The sequence below is a fragment of the Stenotrophomonas sp. 107298_Sma genome (assembly GCF_056480345.1).
Genome location: NZ_CM151094.1, coordinates 3,887,900 through 3,907,586 on the forward strand (window position 1 = coordinate 3,887,900; position 19,687 = coordinate 3,907,586).

The 19,687-nt window shown below is 66.8% G+C and carries 13 protein-coding genes and 1 pseudogene; 7 read left to right on the forward strand and 7 right to left on the reverse strand.

Annotated elements, in window-relative coordinates; genetic code table 11:
* Positions 1–116 precede the first annotated feature (116 nt).
* A complete protein-coding gene (locus ACZK2G_RS18080) occupies positions 117–1,460 on the reverse strand; it encodes a dicarboxylate/amino acid:cation symporter (RefSeq protein ID WP_253078774.1) in 1,344 nt (447 codons plus the stop codon).
* A gap of 332 nt (positions 1,461–1,792) precedes the next feature.
* Here ACZK2G_RS18080 and ACZK2G_RS18085 point away from each other — a divergent pair.
* Together ACZK2G_RS18085 and ACZK2G_RS18090 are read left to right on the forward strand one after the other, a co-directional pair.
* Positions 1,793–2,962: pseudogene (locus ACZK2G_RS18085) on the forward strand (OprO/OprP family phosphate-selective porin).
* Positions 2,963–3,028: 66 nt separating this feature from the next.
* Complete coding sequence (locus ACZK2G_RS18090; protein ID WP_478474033.1) at positions 3,029–5,671, forward strand: hybrid sensor histidine kinase/response regulator; 2,643 nt, start codon at positions 3,029–3,031, stop codon at positions 5,669–5,671.
* Between the two features lie 401 nt (positions 5,672–6,072).
* On the opposite strand, the gene ACZK2G_RS18095 is transcribed toward ACZK2G_RS18090, so the two are convergent.
* The 4 genes from ACZK2G_RS18095 to ACZK2G_RS18110 are packed head-to-tail and all read right to left on the reverse strand — an operon-like array spanning position 6,073 to position 9,909.
* Positions 6,073–6,723: a response regulator gene (locus tag ACZK2G_RS18095; protein ID WP_046987163.1), complete on the reverse strand. Its 651-nt coding sequence runs from the start codon at positions 6,721–6,723 to the stop codon at positions 6,073–6,075.
* 60 nt (positions 6,724–6,783) lie between these two features.
* The gene (locus ACZK2G_RS18100; RefSeq protein ID WP_046987162.1) at positions 6,784–7,839 is read right to left on the reverse strand and encodes an ABC transporter substrate-binding protein; all 1,056 of its coding nucleotides are present in this window, start codon (positions 7,837–7,839) and stop codon (positions 6,784–6,786) included.
* The gene (locus tag ACZK2G_RS18105) at positions 7,836–9,227 is read right to left on the reverse strand and encodes a sensor histidine kinase (RefSeq protein ID WP_046987161.1); all 1,392 of its coding nucleotides are present in this window, start codon (positions 9,225–9,227) and stop codon (positions 7,836–7,838) included. Before ACZK2G_RS18105 ends, ACZK2G_RS18100 begins: the two co-directional genes overlap by 4 nt.
* On the reverse strand, positions 9,220–9,909 hold the full coding sequence (locus ACZK2G_RS18110; protein WP_253078688.1) for a response regulator: 690 nt from the start codon (positions 9,907–9,909) through the stop codon (positions 9,220–9,222). Before ACZK2G_RS18110 ends, ACZK2G_RS18105 begins: the two co-directional genes overlap by 8 nt.
* A gap of 245 nt (positions 9,910–10,154) precedes the next feature.
* Between ACZK2G_RS18110 and ACZK2G_RS18115 the strand changes: the two genes are divergently transcribed.
* The 5 genes from ACZK2G_RS18115 to ACZK2G_RS18135 all read left to right on the forward strand — a co-directional run bounded on the left by ACZK2G_RS18115 (position 10,155) and on the right by ACZK2G_RS18135 (position 16,578).
* Positions 10,155–11,294 (forward strand): OprO/OprP family phosphate-selective porin, encoded by a 1,140-nt coding sequence (locus ACZK2G_RS18115; RefSeq protein ID WP_478474036.1) that lies wholly within the window; start codon positions 10,155–10,157, stop codon positions 11,292–11,294.
* 75 nt (positions 11,295–11,369) lie between these two features.
* Complete coding sequence (locus ACZK2G_RS18120; protein WP_046987164.1) at positions 11,370–12,698, forward strand: CitMHS family transporter; 1,329 nt, start codon at positions 11,370–11,372, stop codon at positions 12,696–12,698.
* Positions 12,699–12,722: 24 nt separating this feature from the next.
* Positions 12,723–13,463 (forward strand): acetoacetyl-CoA reductase, encoded by a 741-nt coding sequence (gene phbB, locus ACZK2G_RS18125; RefSeq protein WP_012481221.1) that lies wholly within the window; start codon positions 12,723–12,725, stop codon positions 13,461–13,463.
* A gap of 149 nt (positions 13,464–13,612) precedes the next feature.
* The gene (locus tag ACZK2G_RS18130; RefSeq protein ID WP_478474038.1) at positions 13,613–14,149 is read left to right on the forward strand and encodes a hypothetical protein; all 537 of its coding nucleotides are present in this window, start codon (positions 13,613–13,615) and stop codon (positions 14,147–14,149) included.
* Between the two features lie 134 nt (positions 14,150–14,283).
* The gene (locus tag ACZK2G_RS18135) at positions 14,284–16,578 is read left to right on the forward strand and encodes a TonB-dependent receptor (RefSeq protein WP_046987158.1); all 2,295 of its coding nucleotides are present in this window, start codon (positions 14,284–14,286) and stop codon (positions 16,576–16,578) included.
* Between the two features lie 438 nt (positions 16,579–17,016).
* Here the strand turns inward: ACZK2G_RS18135 and ACZK2G_RS18140 are convergent, their stop codons facing one another.
* The gene (locus ACZK2G_RS18140; protein ID WP_136639609.1) at positions 17,017–18,270 is read right to left on the reverse strand and encodes a flavohemoglobin expression-modulating QEGLA motif protein; all 1,254 of its coding nucleotides are present in this window, start codon (positions 18,268–18,270) and stop codon (positions 17,017–17,019) included.
* A gap of 210 nt (positions 18,271–18,480) precedes the next feature.
* Entirely contained in the window at positions 18,481–19,590 is a 1,110-nt protein-coding gene (rsgA, locus tag ACZK2G_RS18145; protein ID WP_426355188.1) for a ribosome small subunit-dependent GTPase A, read from the reverse strand.
* Positions 19,591–19,687: the final 97 nt, after the last annotated feature.

Genomic DNA, 19,687 nt, shown 5'->3' on the forward strand with positions numbered 1-19,687 from the left:
TATGCGACGGCCTGAAGGGACAGCTTCGGCGCTGGCCATGACAGCCATGGGACGCCTTGAAACGCTGCGGGGCCGTACCACTGTCGTGATCGGCCCCGCAGTACCACACACCTGGATCAGCCCTTGGCCGGCAGTGCCTCGGGCACCGCGTCGATCGGCGGCGGCAGCTCGCTCTCGCGGCCGTCCAGCGCCAGCTGCAGGCGGTTGCGGTCCAGCGCGCCTTCCCAGCGCGAGACCACCACGGTGGCCACGGCGTTGCCGATGAAGTTGGTCAGCGAGCGGCACTCGCTCATGAAGCGATCCACGCCGAGGATCAGTGCCATGCCGGCCACCGGCACTTCCGGCACCACCGCCAGCGTAGCGGCCAGGGTGATGAAGCCGGCACCGGTGACACCTGCTGCGCCCTTGGAGCTGAGCATGGCGACCAGCAGCAGGGCGATCTGGTGGCCCAGGGTCAGTTCGGTATTGGTGGCCTGGGCGATGAACAGCGCGGCCAGGGTCATGTAGATGTTGGTGCCGTCCAGGTTGAACGAGTAGCCGGTGGGAACCACCAGGCCGACCACCGACTTGCTGCAGCCGGCGCGTTCCATCTTCTCCATCAGCGACGGCAGCGCCGACTCCGACGAGGACGTGCCCAGCACCAGCAGCAGTTCGGCCTTCAGGTAGCGCGCCAGCTTGAACACCGAGAACCCGCACAGGCGGCAGACCACGCCCAGGATCACCGCTACGAACAGGAACGCGGTGAGGTAGAACGAGCCGACCAGCCAGGCCAGGTTGACCAGCGAACCGACGCCGTACTTGCCAATGGTGAAGGCAATCGCACCGAAGGCACCGATCGGCGCGGCCTTCATCAGGATGTGCACCAGCTTGAACACCGGGGCGACCAGCGCCTCCAGGAAGCTCAGGATCGGCTTGCCTTTCTCGCCCACCGATGCCAGGGCGATGCCAAACAGCACCGCGATGAACAGCACCTGCAGGATGTTGCCATCGACGAAGGCGCTCACCAGCGTCTTCGGAATGATGTCCATCAGGAAGCCGACCAGGGTCAGGTCGTGCGACTTCTCGACGTAGCTGTGCACCGCGGTCTGGTCGAGCTCGGCCGGGTTGATGTTCATGCCGGCGCCCGGCTGCACCACATGCGCCACGATCATGCCGACGATCAGCGCCAGCGTGGAGAAGAACAGGAAGTACGCCATCGCCTTGGCGAATACGCGGCCCACCGTGCGCAGGTGGGTCATGCTGGCGATGCCGGTGACGATGGTCAGGAAGATCACCGGCGCGATGATCATCTTCACCAGATTGATGAAGGCATCGCCGAGCGGCTTCATCTTCTCGCCAACCAGCGGTTCGTAGTGGCCGAGGATGGCGCCCAGGACGATCGCCACGATCACCTGGAAGTACAGCTGGCGATAGATCGGCAACGGCTTTGCAGGCGCCGGGGCTGCGGTCGGGATGTGCATGGCGGACTCCGGAAGGGGCGTTTTCAGGCACGTACGGCCCCAGCACTGCACGGGAACCGTTACCGTGGAAACTGCTCGCAGGCCCTGTGCTGCACGCGCAGGGGGTGCGACCAATGGACGCCTTTGTACGCGCCGGGCACGCCGGCGCAGATAACCTATTGGTACTAGCCCCCCGGTTCAGGTGGCAGCGGTGCCTACACTGGCGCCGCACCGCCCGATCACGGGGAGGCCGGTGGCCCGAGCTGAACGGCCGGGCGCGTCATTGCGAAAGTTCCGGCCCTTGCGGCCGTTGTTGTCCTGTCCACACGCAATCTGAGAGAGCCGCACACAACATGCGCCCGATTCCCACCTTGCTGGCCTTGTCGCTGGCCGCCCTTCCCGCCTTCGCTTCGGCTGCCGATTTCGACAACTGGCCGACCAAGTACGCCTTCGGCGACGGCACCGAGCTGGCGGCCACCGCCAACATCGCCTACGACTACAACGATTTCTCCTCGGGCAGCGGCCTTGAGGATGACGATGCCGTGCGCCGCAAGGAATTCGGTGCAACGCTGAAGAAGAAGGGCGTCTACGACGCGATGGTCTACTACGACTTCCAGGCCGACACCTGGCTGGACGTATTCGTGCGCTTCGAGAGCAAGGCCTTCTTCGGCCGCGACATCGGCCGCTTCCGCTTCGGCTACATGAAGACCCCGGTCGGCCTGGATGCGAATACCTCCTCGCGCGCCGGCAGCTTCCTGGAAACCGCGCTGCCCGTGCAGGCCTTCTACGCAGGCCGTCGTACCGGCGTGGAATGGGTGCTGGAACGCCCGCAGTACCTGTTGCAGGCCGGCGCCTATGGCGGCAAGGACCTGCAGGGTGACAACCCCGGCACCACCCAGGCGGTGCGTGCGGTGTGGACCCCGGTGAAGGCACCTGGTGACGTAATCCACCTGGGGCTGGCCTATTCGCAGGAAAATCCGCGTGGTTACAGCGATGGCCGCGACGTCCACCACGAAGCCAGCGCACGCCTGCGTGCCCGCCCGGAAGCCGGCCTGACCGATATCCGCTTCGTCGATTCCGGCGCGCTGGTCACCGCCGACCAGATCCGGCGCACCGGCCTGGAAGGCATCTGGATCCGCGGCCCATTCTCGCTGCAGGCCGAAGCCCTGCGCGCCACGGTCACCCGCAATGACGGCAAGCCCGACTACACCGGCAGCGGCCAGTACGCGATGGCCAGCTGGGTGCTGACCGGCGAATCGCGCCCGTACAACGCCGGTGCGGTGGCCAACATCAAGCCGGCCCACGACTACGGCGCGGTGGAACTGGTGGCCCGCTACAGCCGCCTCGACCTCGACGACGGCAGCATCCTCGGCGGCCGCTAGCACGACCTGACCCTGGGCGCGAACTGGTACCTGACCAGCCATTTCAAGTTCCAGGCCAACTACGTGAAGGTCGACGCCAGCCGTCGTGGCGTGCACAGCACGCCGGAGATCTTCGAACTGCGCGCGCAGATGCACTTCTGACCCCTTCCACGTCAGACCCCGGCGGGCGTGCACGTCACGCCCGCCGGCCCTGCGTAGACTGCCGCCATGTACTGGCTCAGCCGCCACCGGATGCTGTTGCTCACCCTGCTGGTCATGGTCGGCGGCACCGTGCTGTGCGCCGTCGCCGCCGGCCACTACGCCTGGCGACGCGCCCTCGGCGACGAGAGCAGCCAGGTGCAACGCCAGCTTCAGCTTTACGGCCAGGGGCTGCAGCAGCGTATCGACCGATTCGGCACGTTGCCGCAGGTGCTGGCGCTCGATCCGGATCTTCTGCACGCACTACGCGTGCCACCCTCGCCCACCGAACGGCAGCGGCTGAACCTCAAGCTGCAACGTGCCAATGAAGTCACCCGCGCTTCCACCCTGACTCTGGTCGGTCACGATGGCGTGGCCGTGGCGGCGAGCAACTGGGACCAGCCGACCACCAACGTCGGCGAGAACTACAGCTACCGCCCCTACTACCGCCAGGCACTGGCCCAGGGCCGTGGCCGCTTCTACGGGATCGGCATGACCACCGGCGTGCCCGGCTACTACCTGTCGCAGGCCATCGAGGAAGACGGCAAGCGACTGGGCGTAGTGGTGATCAAGGTCGAGCTGTCCGCACTGGAACAGGAATGGCTGAGCAGCCCGGACGTGGTGCTGGCCAGTGACGACCACGACGTGGTGTTCCTGGCCAACCGTGACAGCTGGCGCTACAGGCTGCTGCGCCCGCTGGGCGCCGATGAGCGCCGCGAGATGCTGGATGCGCGCCAGTACGCCGACCGTGCCCTGCAGCCACTGCGCGCACGCACTGAAGACGTGCTGGCCGACGGTGGCCGCATGGTGCGCCTGCTGGATCCTGTACTGCCGCAGCCGATGCTGTGGCAGAGCCTGCCGCTGCCAGCCGAGAACTGGAACCTGCACCTGCTGCACGATGCCAGTGCCGCCACTGCAGCCGGGCGAGCCGCGGCCCTGACCGGTGGCGCAGCGTGGCTGGCACTGGGCTTCCTGGTGCTGTTCGTGCAGCAGCGGCGGCGCCTGGCCAAGCATCGACTGCGCAGCCGCCGCGAACTGGAAACCCTGCTCAAGCAGCACGCACAGGAACTGCGCACCGCACAGGATGGCCTGCTGCAGGCGGCCACCGACGCCGACAGCGGACTCAGCCGCAGCCTCGAACACCTGCCGCAGGGCGTGGTGGTGATCGATCGCGAGTTGCGCCTGGTTGCCTGGAATTCGCGCTATCTGGAACTGTTCCGCTTCCCGCTGGACCTGGTACGCGTGGGCCGGCCGATCGAAGAGCTGTTCCGCTTCAACGCCCGCCGTGGCCTGCTCGGTCCCGGCCCGGTCGACGAGGCCATCGAGCGCCGCCTGAACCACCTGCGCAGTGGCCGCCCGCACATGCGCGAGAGCGAGAAGGATGACGGCACGGTGCTGGAAATCCGCGGCAATCCGCTGCCTGACGGCGGCTTCGTCACCAGCTACGCCGACATCACCAGCTACAAGAATGCCGCGCGCGAACTGCGCTCGCTGGCCGATGCACTGGAACATCGGATTGCCGAGCGCACCCGTGACCTGGACGAAGCACGCCGCGAGGCCGAACAGGCCAACCGCTACAAGACCCGCTTCGTCGCCTCGGCCGTGCACGACCTGCTGCAACCGCTCAATGCCGCACGCATGTTCGTTTCGGTGCTGCGCGGCAAGCTGAGTGACCCGGTGCAGCAGCAGACCAGCGACCACATCGACGCTGCACTGGCCGCGCAGGATGCGATCCTCAACAGCCTGCTGGATATCGCCCGGCTGGAATCGGGCAGCCTGCCGACCCGTGTACAGGCCTTCCGGCTCGGGCCGCTGCTGCAGACGCTCGCACGCGAATTCGGCATCGCCGCACAGTCGCGTGGGCTGGTGGTCGACTGGATCGATACCAATGCCGTAGTGGTCAGCGATGAGGCACTGCTGCGCCGCATCCTGCAGAATTTCCTGTCCAATGCACTGCGCTACAGCGAGCGCGGCCGCGTGCTGCTGGGCTGCCGACGCCGCGAAGGGCTGCTGTGGATCGAAGTGCACGACCAGGGTCCTGGTATTCCGGACGCGTTGCAGGGCGAGATCTTCGAGGAATTCCGCCGCCTGCATGATGGCCAGCAACGCGGTGCCGGCCTCGGCCTGGCGATCGTCGACCGTATCGGCCGCCTGCTCGGCCATCCGATCCGGCTGCGCTCGCAGCTGGGCCAGGGCAGCGTGTTCGCGGTGGGCGTGCCATTCGGCGAGGCCAGCGCGATTCCAGCCAATGCACCACCTCCGGTGCTGGTGCAGGAGCCTGCTGCGGACAATCCCCTGCGCGGGTGCCGGGTGTGGGTGATCGACGACGACCCGCACGTGTGTGCAGCCAGCCGCGCGTTGCTGGAGCGCTGGGGCTGCGAGGTGGTGCTGGCCGACGGCCCGCAGGCCGCGCTGCAGCTGGCCACCGCCGGAACAGTGCCGGAGCTGGTGCTGCTGGATGTACGCATGGGCGACCACCATGGACCGGTGCTGTACGAGACATTGGCAGAGCTGTGGCAGGCCCGTCCGCCGGTGGTGCTGGTCACCGCCGAACGCGATGCGGGATTGCGTGAGATGGCCGCCGAACGTGGCTGGGGAATGATGGCCAAGCCGGTGAAGCCGCCGGCGCTGCGGGCGCTGATGAGTCAGTTGCTGGTGCGGCATCGCGGGTGATTCCAGCCAACGGCGCAGCCCCTCGTGGGTGGTGTCTGGTTGGTCGTGGAAAGCAAAAGCCGTGGGTGGGCCGCTTTTTTTTGTAGAGCCGAGCCCACGCTCGGCTGCTTTGGGCGGGTCCGCGAAGCCGAGCATCGGCTCCGCTCTACACGAGAAAGCGCAGCGCGCGACCCGCTTTTGATCTTCTTTTTCTTCTCCGTGGGTGGGAGAACACCATGAACTGTCAGCGGCCGGGTGGGTGGGTAGTGCGGGGTGTCCGCGGCATGGATGCCGCGGCCAAGCCCCCATGGATGGGTTTACGGCGTCCCCGCACTACCCACCCACCCGGCCAGCCCTCAGCAATCCGGCTCTCGGTGACCAACCAGGCACCACCCACGAGGGGCTGCGCCGTTGGTTGGAAACTACAACCCGGTGCCGGCGTCGCCCTCAGGCTCCAGCGCCTTCACCAGCACTGCGGCCTGCGTGCGGCTGTGGCATTCGAGCTTCTTCAGGATCGCGGTGACATGCACCTTCACCGTGTTTTCCGCCAGACCCAGCGTGTAAGCAATCTGCTTGTTGAGCAGGCCATCGGCCAGGCACAGCAGCACGCGGAACTGCTGCGGGGTCAGCTGCGCCAGGCGGCTGGCCAGCAGCGCATCGGCCTCCGAACGCTCGGCGGCCATCGCCGGGAACCACAGGCCCCCATCAAGCACGGCCTGCACCGCCTCGCCGATGGTCTCGGCCGGCGCCGACTTCGGGATGAAACCGGCCGCGCCGAACTGCTGCGCGCGGCGGATCACACGCGGGTGGTCGTTGGACGAGAGGATGACCACCGGTATGTCCGGATGCGAGCCGCGCACGTGCAGCAGCGCGGAAAAACCGTGTGCGCCGGGCATGGTCAGGTCGAGCAGCACCAGGTCCACATCCGGGTGCGCGTCGAGTGCCTCAGCCAGCGCTTCAGCGCTGGCAACCTCGCGCACCTGCACCAGCGGCAGGTTCTGCCGCAATGACTGCACCACCGCCGAACGCAGCAGCGGGTGGTCATCGGCGATCAGGATGGTGTATTCGCTCATGCGGCCATTGTACGGGCAGCCAACGGCCTCCGCCGGGCATGGCCCGGCGCCATCAGGGCATCAGCGCCCCGCCGGCTCCACGCTGCTGCGCCACGCATCGAGGAACTGGCGCCGCTTGAGCGCGTCCAGGTACACCAGCAGGCCGGGACCGAGCTGGATCGGGCGGCGGCTGCGGCCGGGTGCATTCGCGCCGCGTGCACTGCCGGTGACGATCGGCATCAGCCGCGCCTCGCGCGACAGCACCTGCTGGCCGCGTGGCGACAGCAGGTAATCGAGGAAGCGCCGCGCTTCTTCCGGGTGCGGACCCGTGCGCGGAATCACTGCGGTACGCAGCACCACCAGCGTGTAGTCCTCGGGTTCGACGATGGCCAGCGGCGCGCCGGCATCGACACGTGCCTGCGCGTAGGAGCCGAGCACGTTGTAGACCAGCGACAGCTGACCGCTGGCCAGCTGGTCCAGCAGCACGCCGGTGCGCTCTTCGCGCACCACGTCGTTGTCACCGAGCGCACCCAGCAATGCACCGGCGATGCTGCCACGCTGCGCGTCCTGGGTCGCCAGCAGGTAACCGACACTGCTGCGCTCGATGTCATAGGTGCCGACCTTTCCGCGCAGCGGCGCGCCCTCCGCGCGCAGCCGGTCCAGCAGCTGACGCCGGGTGTGCGGCACCTTCGCTGCAGGCAGCGCTCGGGTGTTGTAGACCATGACCACCGGCTCGTAGCTGATCCCGAACGCCTCGTTGCGCCACTGCGCCCAGGCCGGCAGCGCAGCGGTCTGCGCCGAACGGTGCGGCAGTGCATGGCCGTCGTTGACGAGCTTGGTCTGCAGATCCATGCCGCTGGAGATCAGCAGGTCCGGCGATGCAGGTCCGGCGCGGTCATGCAGGTAACGCGCGTACAGGTCCTGGGTGATGATGTCCTCGTACACCACTTCGGTGCCGGGATGCAGGCGCTGGTAGTCGGCGATGACCACCGCGAACACTTCGATGTCGGTGGTGCCGTGGATGCGCAGCTGCGCAGCCGCCTTTCCCTGCGCAGGGAAGCGGCGCACGTCGCCCGGCGCGGCCAGCACCGGCACGGCCAGCAGCAGGGCAACGGCAGCGGCGAACAGGCGGATCATGAACTGCTCCGGGGCAGGCGGATGGTAGCGATCAAGCCGCCCTGCGGACGGTTGCTGAGGTCGATGCGGCCGCCGTGGCTGTCGACCACGCGCTTGACGATGGCGAGGCCGAGGCCAGCACCGCCGGACGGCGCACCTTCGCCACGGGCAAAACGTTCAAAGACGCGCTCTGCGTCTGCTGCGGCAATCCCGGTACCGTGGTCGGCAATGGTCAGCACCGCCTGCCCACCTTCCACGGTCAGTGCGATCTGCAAGGGGCCATCGCCACCGTACTTCAGGGCGTTGTCGACCAGGTTCTTGATCGCCTCGCGCAGCAGCAGTGCATCGCCATGCACCTGCACCGGCTCGGCGGTCATCGCCAGTTGCACGCGCGGCGCCGGGCCGGCCTGCGGCAGCGCTTCATGCAGGGCCTGGTGCACGGTCTCGGCCAGGTCCACCGTCGCAAAGCGCTGCAGGTGCGAACGATGGATCACGCTGGCATCGCTGAGCAGCTGGTTGAGCAACCGGCTCATATGGGTGGCGTTGCGCTCGATCGCCTGCAGGCTGCGGCGCATGTCTTCCGGGTCGTCGTCGTCCAGCGCCAGCTGCGCCTGCGCACGCAGCGCGGCCAAGGGCGTGCGCATCTGGTGCGCGGCCTCGGCCATGAACGCACGCAGGGTTTCATTGCTGCTGGACAGGCGCTCCATGAAGCGGTTCAAGGCGGCCACCATCTGGTCCATCTCACGCGGCACGCGCGCATCCAGCGGTTTCAGGTCGGACGGCTCGCGGCGCGACAGCTCGCGTTCCACCCGCACCAGCGGCCGGAACGCGCGGTGCACGCCAAAGGCCACCAGCGCCAGCAGCAGGCCGGACAGCACACCGATCGCCAGCAACGCTCGATTGACCAGGTCCTGCGCCACCGCTTCGCGGGCGCGCCGGGTCTGGCCGACCTGGACCTGCACCTCGCCCTGCGCCGAGGCGGCCGCGAAACTGCGGCCGACCACCACGAAGCGCACGGTCTCGCCGCTGTAGGCGGCATCGAACAACTGCGGTTGCGTGCCGGGCCGGCGCGGCGGCTCCGGCAGGTCGCCATAGCCGGTGATCAGGTTGCCGCGGCTGTCGGCGACCCGATAGAACACGCGATCCTCCGGCGCCATCGCCAGCAGGTCCAGCGCCGCATAAGGCAGGTCGACCTGCCATTGGCCGTCGACCAGGGCCACCGAATCGGCGATGGACAGCGCCGAGGACACCAGCAGGTGATCATAGGATCGGTTGGCGGCGCGCTGGCCGTAATCGCGTGCGGCGAAGAGCAGGGCCACCGCGAACACCGCCAGCAGCACGCCGAGGTAGAGCAGCAGGGTGCGCCGCAACGAACCCGGCGCCGCAGTCGCAGCACGTGCGTCAGCCATCGGCGTCGGCATGGGTATCACTGGCTTCCAGCAGGTAGCCGACACCGCGCACCGTAGTGATGCGCAACGGCGCAGCGGCCAGTTTTTTTCTCAGGCGACCGATGTACAGCTCGATCGCATTCGGACCGGCCTCGTCATCGAAGCCGAACAGGCCATTGCCGATTTCGTCCTTGCCGACCACCTGGCCGAGGCGGCCGACCAGAATCTCCAGCAACCGGTACTCGCGGTTGGGCAGTTCGATCGGTTCGCCGTCGAGACTGACGCGGTGCGCGGCATTGTCGAACTGGAACCCCCCGATCTGCACCACCTCACTGGCCTGGCCACGCGCGCGGCGCAGCAGCACGCGGCAGCGCGCTTCGAACTCGCGGAAATCGAATGGCTTGCCCAGGTAATCGTCGGCACCGACATCCAGCGCCTGCACGCGATCTTCGATGCCATCGCGTGCGGTCAGCATCAGCACCGGCGTGCTGTCGCCGCGCTCGCGCATGCCGGAAAGCACGCGCAGGCCATCCAGCTTGGGCAGCCCGATATCCAGCACGACCAGGTCGAAGCTCTGGTAGCGCAGCACGCTGGCGGCGGCCAGGCCATCGGCCTGCCAGTCCACGGCGTGCCCACTGCGGCGCATGCGGCGGATGATGGCATCGGCCAGATCCTGATTGTCTTCGACCAGCAGCAGGCGCATGGGCACGGGGGTGGGAGGGGAAACGAATGCTACCGCGTGGAGCGGGATGGCGTCCGCCGGGCATGGCCCGGCGAGCGCAGCGGCAACGATCCTCGCTGCACCGCACAAATCGCTGACAGGACGATGACAGCTTGCCCGACCCAGACTGCGGCCGCGCACCGTCCGGTGCCCACGATTGCCGCGCGCCTGGCGTGCACCTGGGAGGGTTTGTGGAATTCACGTTTGCCTGGCGGCGCCCTGCCGCCATGATGGCTATGGCTGCCCTGTCGGCGCCGGCCTTTGCCGCCGAAGACGACCGTCCGGTCACCGCCAGCCTGGGCGGCCGCCTGCACCTGGACTTCGCCACCTTCGACAACGACAACCGCGGTACGCCGAACAAGGACGACACCGAGATCCGCCGCGCCTGGGTTGACGTTTCCGGCAAGTTCTTCGTGGTCGACTACAAGCTGGAAGCCGATTTCTCCGGCGACCGTGTCGAGGCCAAAGACGTCTACCTGAGCCGCAGCTTCGGTGATGCCGGCCGCCTCACCGTGGGCCAGTTCAAGCAGTATTTCTCGCTGGACGACCGCACCGGTTCCAACTATGGCAGCTTCCTGGAGCGCGGCAACGCCGGCACCACGCTGGCCCCGCTGTACCGTCTGGGTGCGTCGTGGCAGGCCAATCCGGGTGACTTCACCTGGGCGGCCAGCATCTACAGCCTGGAAAGCATCGACGCCTGGCAGATGAAGGGCCGCGCCGCCGGTGGCCGCGTCACCTGGGCCCCCGCGCCCAGCGAGGGCGACGTGCTGCACCTGGGCCTGTCGCTGGCCCGCGAGGCGTACGACAACCCCGGCGCCAACGGCACTCCAGGCCTGAGCATCCGCCCGCGCCCGGCCGGCCATCTGTCCGATGAAAGCCGCCTGACCCTGGTCAACTTCTCCGCCGGCCGCGATACCGACGTCAACAAGTGGTCGCTGGAATACGCGCAGGTGCGCGGCCCGCTGTCCTGGCAGGGCGAATTCAGCGGCGCCACCTTCGATGACGGTGCCCAGCGCGGTGACGTGATGGCCGCCTACGGCATGCTCAGCTGGTTTGTCACCGGCGAGAGCCGCGCCTACGACCGCAAGACCGGCCGCTTCGCGCGGGTGAAGGATATCCGCCACAAGGCCGGTGCCTTCGAACTGGCATTGCGCTACGACCAGATGTGGGGCGCGCAGCACCTGGACGGTGCGCCGGACCTGCGCCGCGGTAGCACCGAAGCCTGGACGCTGGGTGGCAACTGGTACCTGCGCGACAACCTGCGCTTCATGCTCAACGTCATCGAAAGCCGCAACCGCGACCGCCTGGCCGGGGTCACGGTGGACCGCACGCGCGCGGTCACCGGCCGCCTGCAGTACGACTTCTAAGCCCGCAATCCCGGGCATGCCGCCCGGGCCCCTTCCACTCCCCCACGTCCTGTTTTCGCAAGGAGTCCGCAGATGATGCTGAGCATCCTCGGCTTTGGCATGGTCATTACGTTCATGTACTTGATCATGAGCAAACGCCTGTCGCCGCTCGTCGCCCTGATCACCATCCCCATCCTGTTCGCACTGATCGGTGGCTTCGGCGCCGGCCTCGACGAGATGATGCTGGAGGGCATCAAGAAGATCGCGCCGACCGGCGTGATGCTGATGTTCGCCATCCTCTACTTCGGCGTGATGATCGATGCGGGCCTGTTCGATCCGCTGGTGCGGATCATCCTGCGCTTCGTCAAGGGCGATCCGATGAAGATCGTGCTTGGCACCGCCGTGCTGGCGATGCTGATCTCGCTCGATGGTGATGGCTCCACCACCTACATGATCACCGTCTCGGCAATGCTGCCGCTGTACCAGCGGCTGGGCATGAACGCGCTGAACATGACCTGCGTGACCATCCTTGCCGGCGGGGTGATGAACCTGACGCCGTGGGGTGGCCCGACCGCACGCGCGGCCACTGCACTGCACGTGGACCCGGCCGATGTGTTCGTGCCGCTGATCCCGTCGATGGTGATCGCCTGCGCCGGCGTGCTGCTGCTGGCCTGGTACCTGGGCCTGAAGGAACGCCGCCGGCTGGGTGTGGTGACCCTGCCCAAGGGTGGCAGCTGGATGGACAACAGCGTGTCCGACGACAGCAATGCGCTGCCGACGGTGGAAGACGCCGAGGACATCAAGCGTCCGAAGCTGCTGTGGGTGAACCTGGCCCTGACCGTGGCACTGATGACCGCGCTGATCATCGGCATCCTGCCGATGCCGGTCCTGTTCATGGTCGGTTTCGCCATCGCCCTGGTGATCAACTACCCGAACCTGGCCGAGCAGCGCCGCCGCGTAGTCAACCATGCCGGCAACGTGCTGTCGGTGGTGTCGCTGATCTTCGCCGCAGGCATCTTCACCGGCATCCTCAACAACACCGGCATGGTCGAAGCGATGTCGCACAGCTTCCTGGCCGTCATTCCGGAATCGTGGGGCCCATACCTGGCGGTGATCACCGCCGTGGCATCGATGCCGTTCACGTTCTTCATGTCCAACGACGCGTTCTACTTCGGCGTGCTGCCGATCCTGTCCGAGGCCGCCGGCAACTACGGCATCACCCCGGTGGAAATGGCGCGCGCCTCGCTGGCCGGCCAGCCGGTGCACCTGCTCAGCCCGCTGGTGCCGTCCACCTACCTGCTGGTAGGCCTGGCCAAAGTCGAATTCGCCGACCACCAGAAGTTCACCCTGAAGTGGGCCATCGCCATCTCGATGCTGCTGATGGTCGGCAGCCTGCTGTTCGGCCTGTACCCGCTCGCCGCCTGACCTCTTACCAAGGAGCCTTCTGCAATGACGCTTCGAATCGCTTACGTCACCAGCGGCATGGGCAGTGTCGGTACTGCCATCTGCCAGAGCCTGGCCCGCAGCGGCCACACCGTGGTTGCCGGTTGCGCGCCGAACTCGCCGCGCAAGGCCAACTGGCTGCGCGAGCAGCGCGAACAGGGCTTCGACTTCATCGCCTCCGAAGGCAACGCTACCGACTGGGCCTCGACCAGCGCCGCGTTCGCCAAGGTGCGCGCCGAAGTCGGTGAAGTGGACGTGCTGGTCAACAACTCCGGTGGCAGCCGCGACCTGCTGTTCCGACAGATGACGGTGGAGGACTGGAACGCGGTGATCGCCTCCAACCTCAATTCGCTGTTCAACCTGACCAAGCAGGTGGTCGATGGCATGGCTACGCGGGGCTGGGGCCGCATCATCAACATCGGTTCGGTCAGTGCCCACAAGGGCCAGATCGGCCAGGTGAACTACGCCACCGCCAAGGCCGCGATGCATGGCTTCAGCCGTGCGCTGGCCGCGGAAGTGGCCTCGCGCGGGGTCACCGTCAACACCTTGTCGCCGGGTTACATCGCCAGCCAGGCCATCAGCAGTTTCCCGCCAGATGTGCTGGACCGGCTGGCCGCCTCGGTGCCAGTGCGCCGCCTGGGCCGTCCGGAAGAAGTGGCCGGCCTGTGTGCGTGGCTGGCCTCGGATGAAGCCTCGTACGTGACCGGCGCCGATTATCCGGTCAACGGTGGCCTGTACATGGGGTAAGCCCTCGTCCACGCAGTACGTGGACCGCCTCCCCCACGGAGTGCGCGGGGCCGGAGAACCTTCGCTTGCGGGGGTGATCCGGCCCCTTTTTTCTTGCCTGTACCGGGTGCGTGCTATACCGGCAGCATCCGTGAACCGGAAGTTCACCCATGCTGCGTCTGTGGTGGGGAAACCTTGCGATCCTGCTGCCTGCACTGTGTGCGGCGGCCGCACCCGACCAGCTGCCGATGGCTGACGACGTGCAGGCAGATCGTCTGCTCGAACTGACCCGCAGCTGGGGCAAACCGTTGCCCCGCGCGGCGCGTCTGGAAGACCTTCGCGCCATGCTGCCAGCGACAGTGGCCATCATCGAAACACCTTATGCATTGCCGGGCATCACGCTGCCACCGGTGGCCCTGTCCCCACCGCTCCAGATCACCGGCGGCATGGTCCTGCTGCAGGCCGATCGCCAGCACGTGCACTCCGTGCGCCTGGATGTCGGGGGCGCATGCGTGACGCGTCGGCAGATCGTCCAGCGCCAGGTCGCGCCAGCGCGCGTGCTTCCTCCTTCAGGCCACGCCCCGGAACAGGCATTGACGTTGAGCTACCCATCCCCGGATCGATGGGTGAGCTACCTTTTTCCCGGATTGCATCACGCGTGCGTCGCGCAGGTGATCCTCAAACCGGCAGATGCACCGCCGCCGTGACAGGAATGTTGCAGGTTGCACACCACCCTGCACCGTTCGTTGGTTTTCCGTAAAGAAGGTTTCATGTTCCGTTCGCATAGTAGCCATGCACCGCGCATCCGTGCCGGTGACCACCCCCAATGCAACGGACCACCATGCAGACCCGACACCTGACGATCGCCGTGGCGATCGCGCTCTCCGCCGCCAGCGCCCATGCCGCCACCGCCGCCGATACCGGCGCCAGCACCGATGCCGCGCTGAACGCGCAGACGCTGGATACTGTCTCCGTGATCGGCCAGGGCGAGACCCGCCAGGTGCAGCGCATCACCACGGTGGACAAGCAGGTGCTGCCGCCGGGCACCAGCGGCCAGAAGATCCTCGACCGCCTGCCAGGCGTGTCGGTGCAGTCCAACGATGCCTTCGGTGCCAACGAGGAGTCGCAGACCATCAGCCTGCGCGGCTTCGACAAGAGTCGCCTCGGCTACACGCTGGACGGCATCCCGCTGGGTGACAACAGCTACGGCAACTACAACGGCCTGAGCATTGCCCGCGCGATCATCGCCGAGAACCTGGCCGGCGCAGAGCTGTCGCAGGGCATCGGTTCGCTGGGCGTGGCCTCGACCAGCAACCTGGGTGGCACCATCCAGTACTTCTCGATGGACCCGTCGACCGAATTCGGTGGCCGCGCCAGCGTCACCGTTGGCGACAACAGCCAGCGCCGCGGCTACCTGCGCGTGGACACCGGCGACATCAACGGCTTCTCGGCCTACGTCTCCGGCGTACACCAGGACCAGGACATGTGGGCCGCGCCGTACCAGAACCAGACCACCCGCCAGTTCAATGCCAAGGCGGTGTGGAACGTGGGCGACCATCGTTTCGGTGCGTTCGTCGCGACCTCGCGCGCCAGCCAGGCCAACTACGCCTACCTGTCCAAGGACATGCTGGCGCGCGGCTTGGGCTATGACTGGAACATCTACGCGCCGGACTGGGAGCGCGCCGTCGCCGCCGCATACTGCGCACCGGGCACGCTGGACCGCAGCAAGTGCAAGTTCAGTGGTGGCGTCAACAGCATCGACGATGCGTACTACCAGAGCCGCGCACTGCGCGACGACAACCTCTATTCGGTCGATGCCGACCTGCGCCTCGGTGAGCAGGGCCGCCTCAAGCTGCTGGCCTACCACCATGACAACCGTGGCCAGGGCCACTGGTGGGCACCGGGCCAGCCGTCCTACCCGGGAACCGACAAGATGCTGCCGATCTCGATCCGCAGCACCAACTACACGATCAACCGCGACGGCCTGACTGCCGCGCTGTCGTGGACGGTGGGCATCCACGAGCTGGAAGCCGGCCTGTGGTACGAGCAGAACGACCATAACGTCTCGCGCAACTTCTACTACATCAGCGGTCCGTTCCTGGACGACCTGTACCTGAAGAACCCGGACCGCCTGCTGTTCAACCAGGACTTCGACATCCGCACGCGCCAGTTCTACGTGCAGGACCGCATGCGCTTCCTCGACCAGCGCCTGACCGTGGACGTCGGCATCAAGAGCCCGAACACCCGCATGCGCGCCACCGCCAACCCGGGGGTGGAAACCAGCATCGCCTCGGGCACGCTGACTGCCAAGGAATCGGTGCTGCCGCAGCTGGGCCTGGGCTTCAAGCTCAACGCCAACAACGAGCTGTTCGCCTCGTATGCCGAGAACATCGCTGCCTTCGTCGGCGGTGGCAGCGGCGGCCCGCTGCAGGTGTCGCCGGAATCGTTCGCGGCCAGCGCCGGCCTGGAGCCGGAGAAGTCGAAGAGCCTGGAAGCCGGTTTCCGTACTTTCGGTGAGAAGTACCAGGCGTCGATCGCGGCCTACAACGTGAAGTTCGACAACCGCCTGCTGTCGCTGAACCCGTGCTCAAGCATCGAAGTCGGCACGCGCCCGGAGTGCGTGACCCGTTTCATCAACGTCGGTTCGGTAAAGAGCCACGGCGCGGAGCTGACCTTCATACTCAAGCCGATCGACGGCCTGCAGTGGTACAACGCGCTGTCCTGGAACAAGACCACCTACGAGGACGACTACCTGTCCGGCGGCGCGGTGGTGCCGGTGGCCGGCAAGATCACCGTGGATACGCCACAGCGCATGGCCTCCAGTGAAATCAGCTGGAACCGCGATGGCTTCTTTGCCAGCCTGCGTGCCAAGTACACAGGCAAGCGTTACTACACCTACACCAACGACCAGTCGGTGCCGGGCGTGACCACCTTCGACGCCGGTGCGGGCTACGACTTCGGCCCGGGCATGGGCCTGCGCAACGTGCGGGTGTCGTTGAACGCGACCAACCTGACCAACAAGCGCTATGCCGGCCAGCTGAGCTCGTTCGCACCGACCGATCCAAAGGGCACGCGTTATGCGATCCATGCGAGCGCACCGCGGCAGCTGTTCATGACGGTGGCGGCGGAGTTCTAAGTCAGAAGCAGGCGCTGCGGCGCGTTGATTGTTCCTGCATGGCGTGGGTAGGCAGGCCCATGCAGGACACGCCGTAAACCCATCCATGGGGGCTCGATCGGCGCATCCATGCGCCTCACGGTCCTGCATGGGCCTGCCTACCCACGCTGGACAGTTCCCCGCGCCGGCGCGGAGACAATTGAAAGCAAATGCAAAAGCAAAGAGCCGGGCAATGCCCGGCTCTTTGCTTTTCAAGCTTTTCAAACGCAATCCCTCTGGTGGATTGCTGGCCGTCTCGCGGGAAATCGTCTGGAGCGGGGGGCTTGCGCTGGCCAGGACCGTCCACGGCATGGATGCCGTGGCCGAGCCTACAGGGACGTACTTGCGGCGTGTCCTGGCCAGCGCAAGCCCCCCGCTCTCTCCGATATCAATCAAGACGCCACAAGTCGCCAACGCATTTCATTCCGGCGCCAGCTGGTCCATCCGTATCCGGTTGGCGAACAGCGAGAACGCCAGCATGCCGGCCAGGCCGTTGGCGCGACTCACCCAGTGCGGCAGCCAACGCGGCGGCTTCAATACACCGGACTCGAACAACGGCGCGAACGCAATCGCATCGGTCAGGCTCATCTTGCCGGCGAACAGCCATCGGCAGACCTGCAGGCGATCCTCGGCCAGCATGTGGCGGAAGAAGGTATGCACCGACACCAGCCCGCGCAGGTACACCGTGTCCTTGGTGAAGGCCAGGCCGCCACTCGGCGGCACACCGCGGAACACCCGCTGCGCCGAGGCGAAGCTCTCTTCCGGGTTCTGCCCGGCATCGCAGAAGTAGCGGAACACCTCGATGAAGTCCGCACCTTCGCGCGCCATCGCGATTGCCTCGGTACGCAGGCTGATGCGCTTGAGGCGCTCGATGTCGATGCTGCCGGTGATCTGTTCAGCGAACGTCGCCAGCCCTTCCTGGGTGGCGGTCACCCGTGGCGAGGACAGTGCCAGGCTCGGCAGCACAGGCTGCTCACGGCCGTTCAAGGCGGTCAGCGAATGCACCAGCGCTTCGTGGTGGAACAACTGCGCGCGGTCGTAGGCGCTGAAGCGCGCACTGGTGCGCAGGCGGATGCGGGTCGGGCCGGCGGCGGCCTTGGACACCAGCTCCGGATCGAGCTGCACCTGGATGATGCGCGACTCGAAGAACGCGTCCAGATCGTTCTGCAGCTGCAGCTGCAGGGCAATGGCCGAAACCGGCACCTGCTCTTCCGGCGCCAGCAGTTCGTGATCGAGTTCGGCAGCAATCTGGATGAAGTGACGCGCCGCTTCGCGCGTGCTTGGGCCATTGCCCGGCAGCGGCTGCTCGGGGGCGCCGAACAGCTGCACCGAGCAGGTATCGACCGCAGCCGTGCCCAACCCTTCCAGAAGCTGTGCGGCCAGGTCCCAGCTCTGCGCCGACTGCCGCACGTAGTGACCCAGCGGATGGCTGTCATCGCAGTCGGCGGCAATCGCGGCCAGCGCGCGGCGCTCTTCGCTGAAGTTGAGCCGAGGGTAATCCACCTTCGGCAGCACCGGCTGGCCACGCGCCACGCTGTCCAGGAACGGTGCCTGCAGCGTTGCCGGCCAGCTGGTCAGGCCCAGCAGGCGGATGCCTCCCACGGCCTCGACCAGGCGCGCATCGAGCGCTGCATGGTGGGCCACGTCACGGTCCAGCGTCGCGGTCGGTTCCATGCGCGGACTATAGCGCCCTGCCCTTGCTTTGGTAGGTGCCAACCTTGGTTGGCATCCGCCGAAGGCGGGCTTCGGACAGATTCGTGCCAACCAACGTTGGCACCTACCAGGAGCGGGCAGTTGGCATCCACCCGAAGCAGGCAGAGGCGGGTTTCATTGCAGGGGTCAGAGCCCATTGCCGCGCGATGGGATCCGACCCCGCAGTACCGATCAACGCCTACGCGGCTTGCCGGCCGGGCGGAACTGCTGCCCCTTGCCCTTCCTGCCACCCCGCTCCTGCGCGGTCTCGGCCTGGCGAACGGCCAGCTTGGCCGCGGCGGCGGCCACTTCTTCCTTCAGCTTGAAGTAGTTCAGCAGCCGGCTTTCTTCAATCTCGCCCGCGTCGATCGCCGCACGCACCGCACAACCCGGTTCCTGCTGATGCATGCAGTCGTTGAAGCGGCACTGCGCCGCCAACGCTTCGATATCGGCGAAACCGCCTTCGGCCAGCGTCTCTTCACCGGTTGGCTTCAGTTCGCGCATGCCGGGGGTGTCGATCAGACAGGCGCCCATCGGCAGCGGCATCAGCGCGCGATGGGTGGTGGTATGGCGGCCACGCGAGTCATTGGCGCGCACCGCATTGGTCTTCATCCGCTGCTCGCCCAGCAGGGTGTTGGTCAGCGTCGACTTGCCGGCACCGGATGATCCCACCAGCACCACGGTGCGGCCCGGGCCCAGCCACGGTTCCAGCACCGCCACGCTGTCGGCATCCAGGCCGTTGATCGCATGCAGGGCGATGCCCTGCATCTCCAGCTCTTCCAGCACCGCCAGCGCATCCTCGCTGTATTCGGTCTGGTCGGCCTTGGTCAGCACCACCACCGGCTCGGCACCGCCACCGCCGACCAGCAGCAGGTAGCGCTCGATGCGGCGCGGATTGAAGTCGGCATCCAGGCCACAGACGATGAACACCGTATCGATGTTGGCCGCGATCACTTGCTGGTGGTAATGCTCGCCGGCCGCGCCACGCTTGATCGCGGTACGCCGCGGCAGCAGGGCAACGATGCGGATGCCATCCAGCAGCACCCAGTCGCCCACCGCCGGCCGTTCGTGGCTGGGGAAGCGCGGGCGCTGCCATTCCGGCAGCGATTCGGCCTTGATCGCCGCATCCGGGCCATCGGCCACGACATAGTGCGTTCGATGCTGTTCGATCACCCGCGCCGGGCGGGCCTGCGGGTGGGCGGCCATCACAGCCTGCCACTCGGCCTGCTGCGCCGGGCCCGGCCAGGGCCAGCCGATGGTCTGCAGGGCGGTAAAATCGGGAGTCTGGGTCATCGCCGCCATTCTACCTGTGCCAGTGCCCCGCCAGCCCAACAACGGCAAGCCCTGGGGCCTTGCCATGCGCTGCAGCAATTCCGCTACCATGGAATCCCCATGCCAT

Coding starts and splice junctions, on each gene's coding strand:
- ACZK2G_RS18080 (WP_253078774.1), bottom strand. CDS start 1,460: ATGCACATCCCGACCGCAGCCCCGGCGCCTGCAAAGCCGTTGCCGATC.
- ACZK2G_RS18090 (WP_478474033.1), top strand. CDS start 3,029: ATGTACTGGCTCAGCCGCCACCGGATGCTGTTGCTCACCCTGCTGGTC.
- ACZK2G_RS18095 (WP_046987163.1), bottom strand. CDS start 6,723: ATGAGCGAATACACCATCCTGATCGCCGATGACCACCCGCTGCTGCGT.
- ACZK2G_RS18100 (WP_046987162.1), bottom strand. CDS start 7,839: ATGATCCGCCTGTTCGCCGCTGCCGTTGCCCTGCTGCTGGCCGTGCCG.
- ACZK2G_RS18105 (WP_046987161.1), bottom strand. CDS start 9,227: ATGGCTGACGCACGTGCTGCGACTGCGGCGCCGGGTTCGTTGCGGCGC.
- ACZK2G_RS18110 (WP_253078688.1), bottom strand. CDS start 9,909: ATGCGCCTGCTGCTGGTCGAAGACAATCAGGATCTGGCCGATGCCATC.
- ACZK2G_RS18115 (WP_478474036.1), top strand. CDS start 10,155: ATGATGGCTATGGCTGCCCTGTCGGCGCCGGCCTTTGCCGCCGAAGAC.
- ACZK2G_RS18120 (WP_046987164.1), top strand. CDS start 11,370: ATGCTGAGCATCCTCGGCTTTGGCATGGTCATTACGTTCATGTACTTG.
- phbB (WP_012481221.1), top strand. CDS start 12,723: ATGACGCTTCGAATCGCTTACGTCACCAGCGGCATGGGCAGTGTCGGT.
- ACZK2G_RS18130 (WP_478474038.1), top strand. CDS start 13,613: ATGCTGCGTCTGTGGTGGGGAAACCTTGCGATCCTGCTGCCTGCACTG.
- ACZK2G_RS18135 (WP_046987158.1), top strand. CDS start 14,284: ATGCAGACCCGACACCTGACGATCGCCGTGGCGATCGCGCTCTCCGCC.
- ACZK2G_RS18140 (WP_136639609.1), bottom strand. CDS start 18,270: ATGGAACCGACCGCGACGCTGGACCGTGACGTGGCCCACCATGCAGCG.
- rsgA (WP_426355188.1), bottom strand. CDS start 19,590: ATGGCGGCGATGACCCAGACTCCCGATTTTACCGCCCTGCAGACCATC.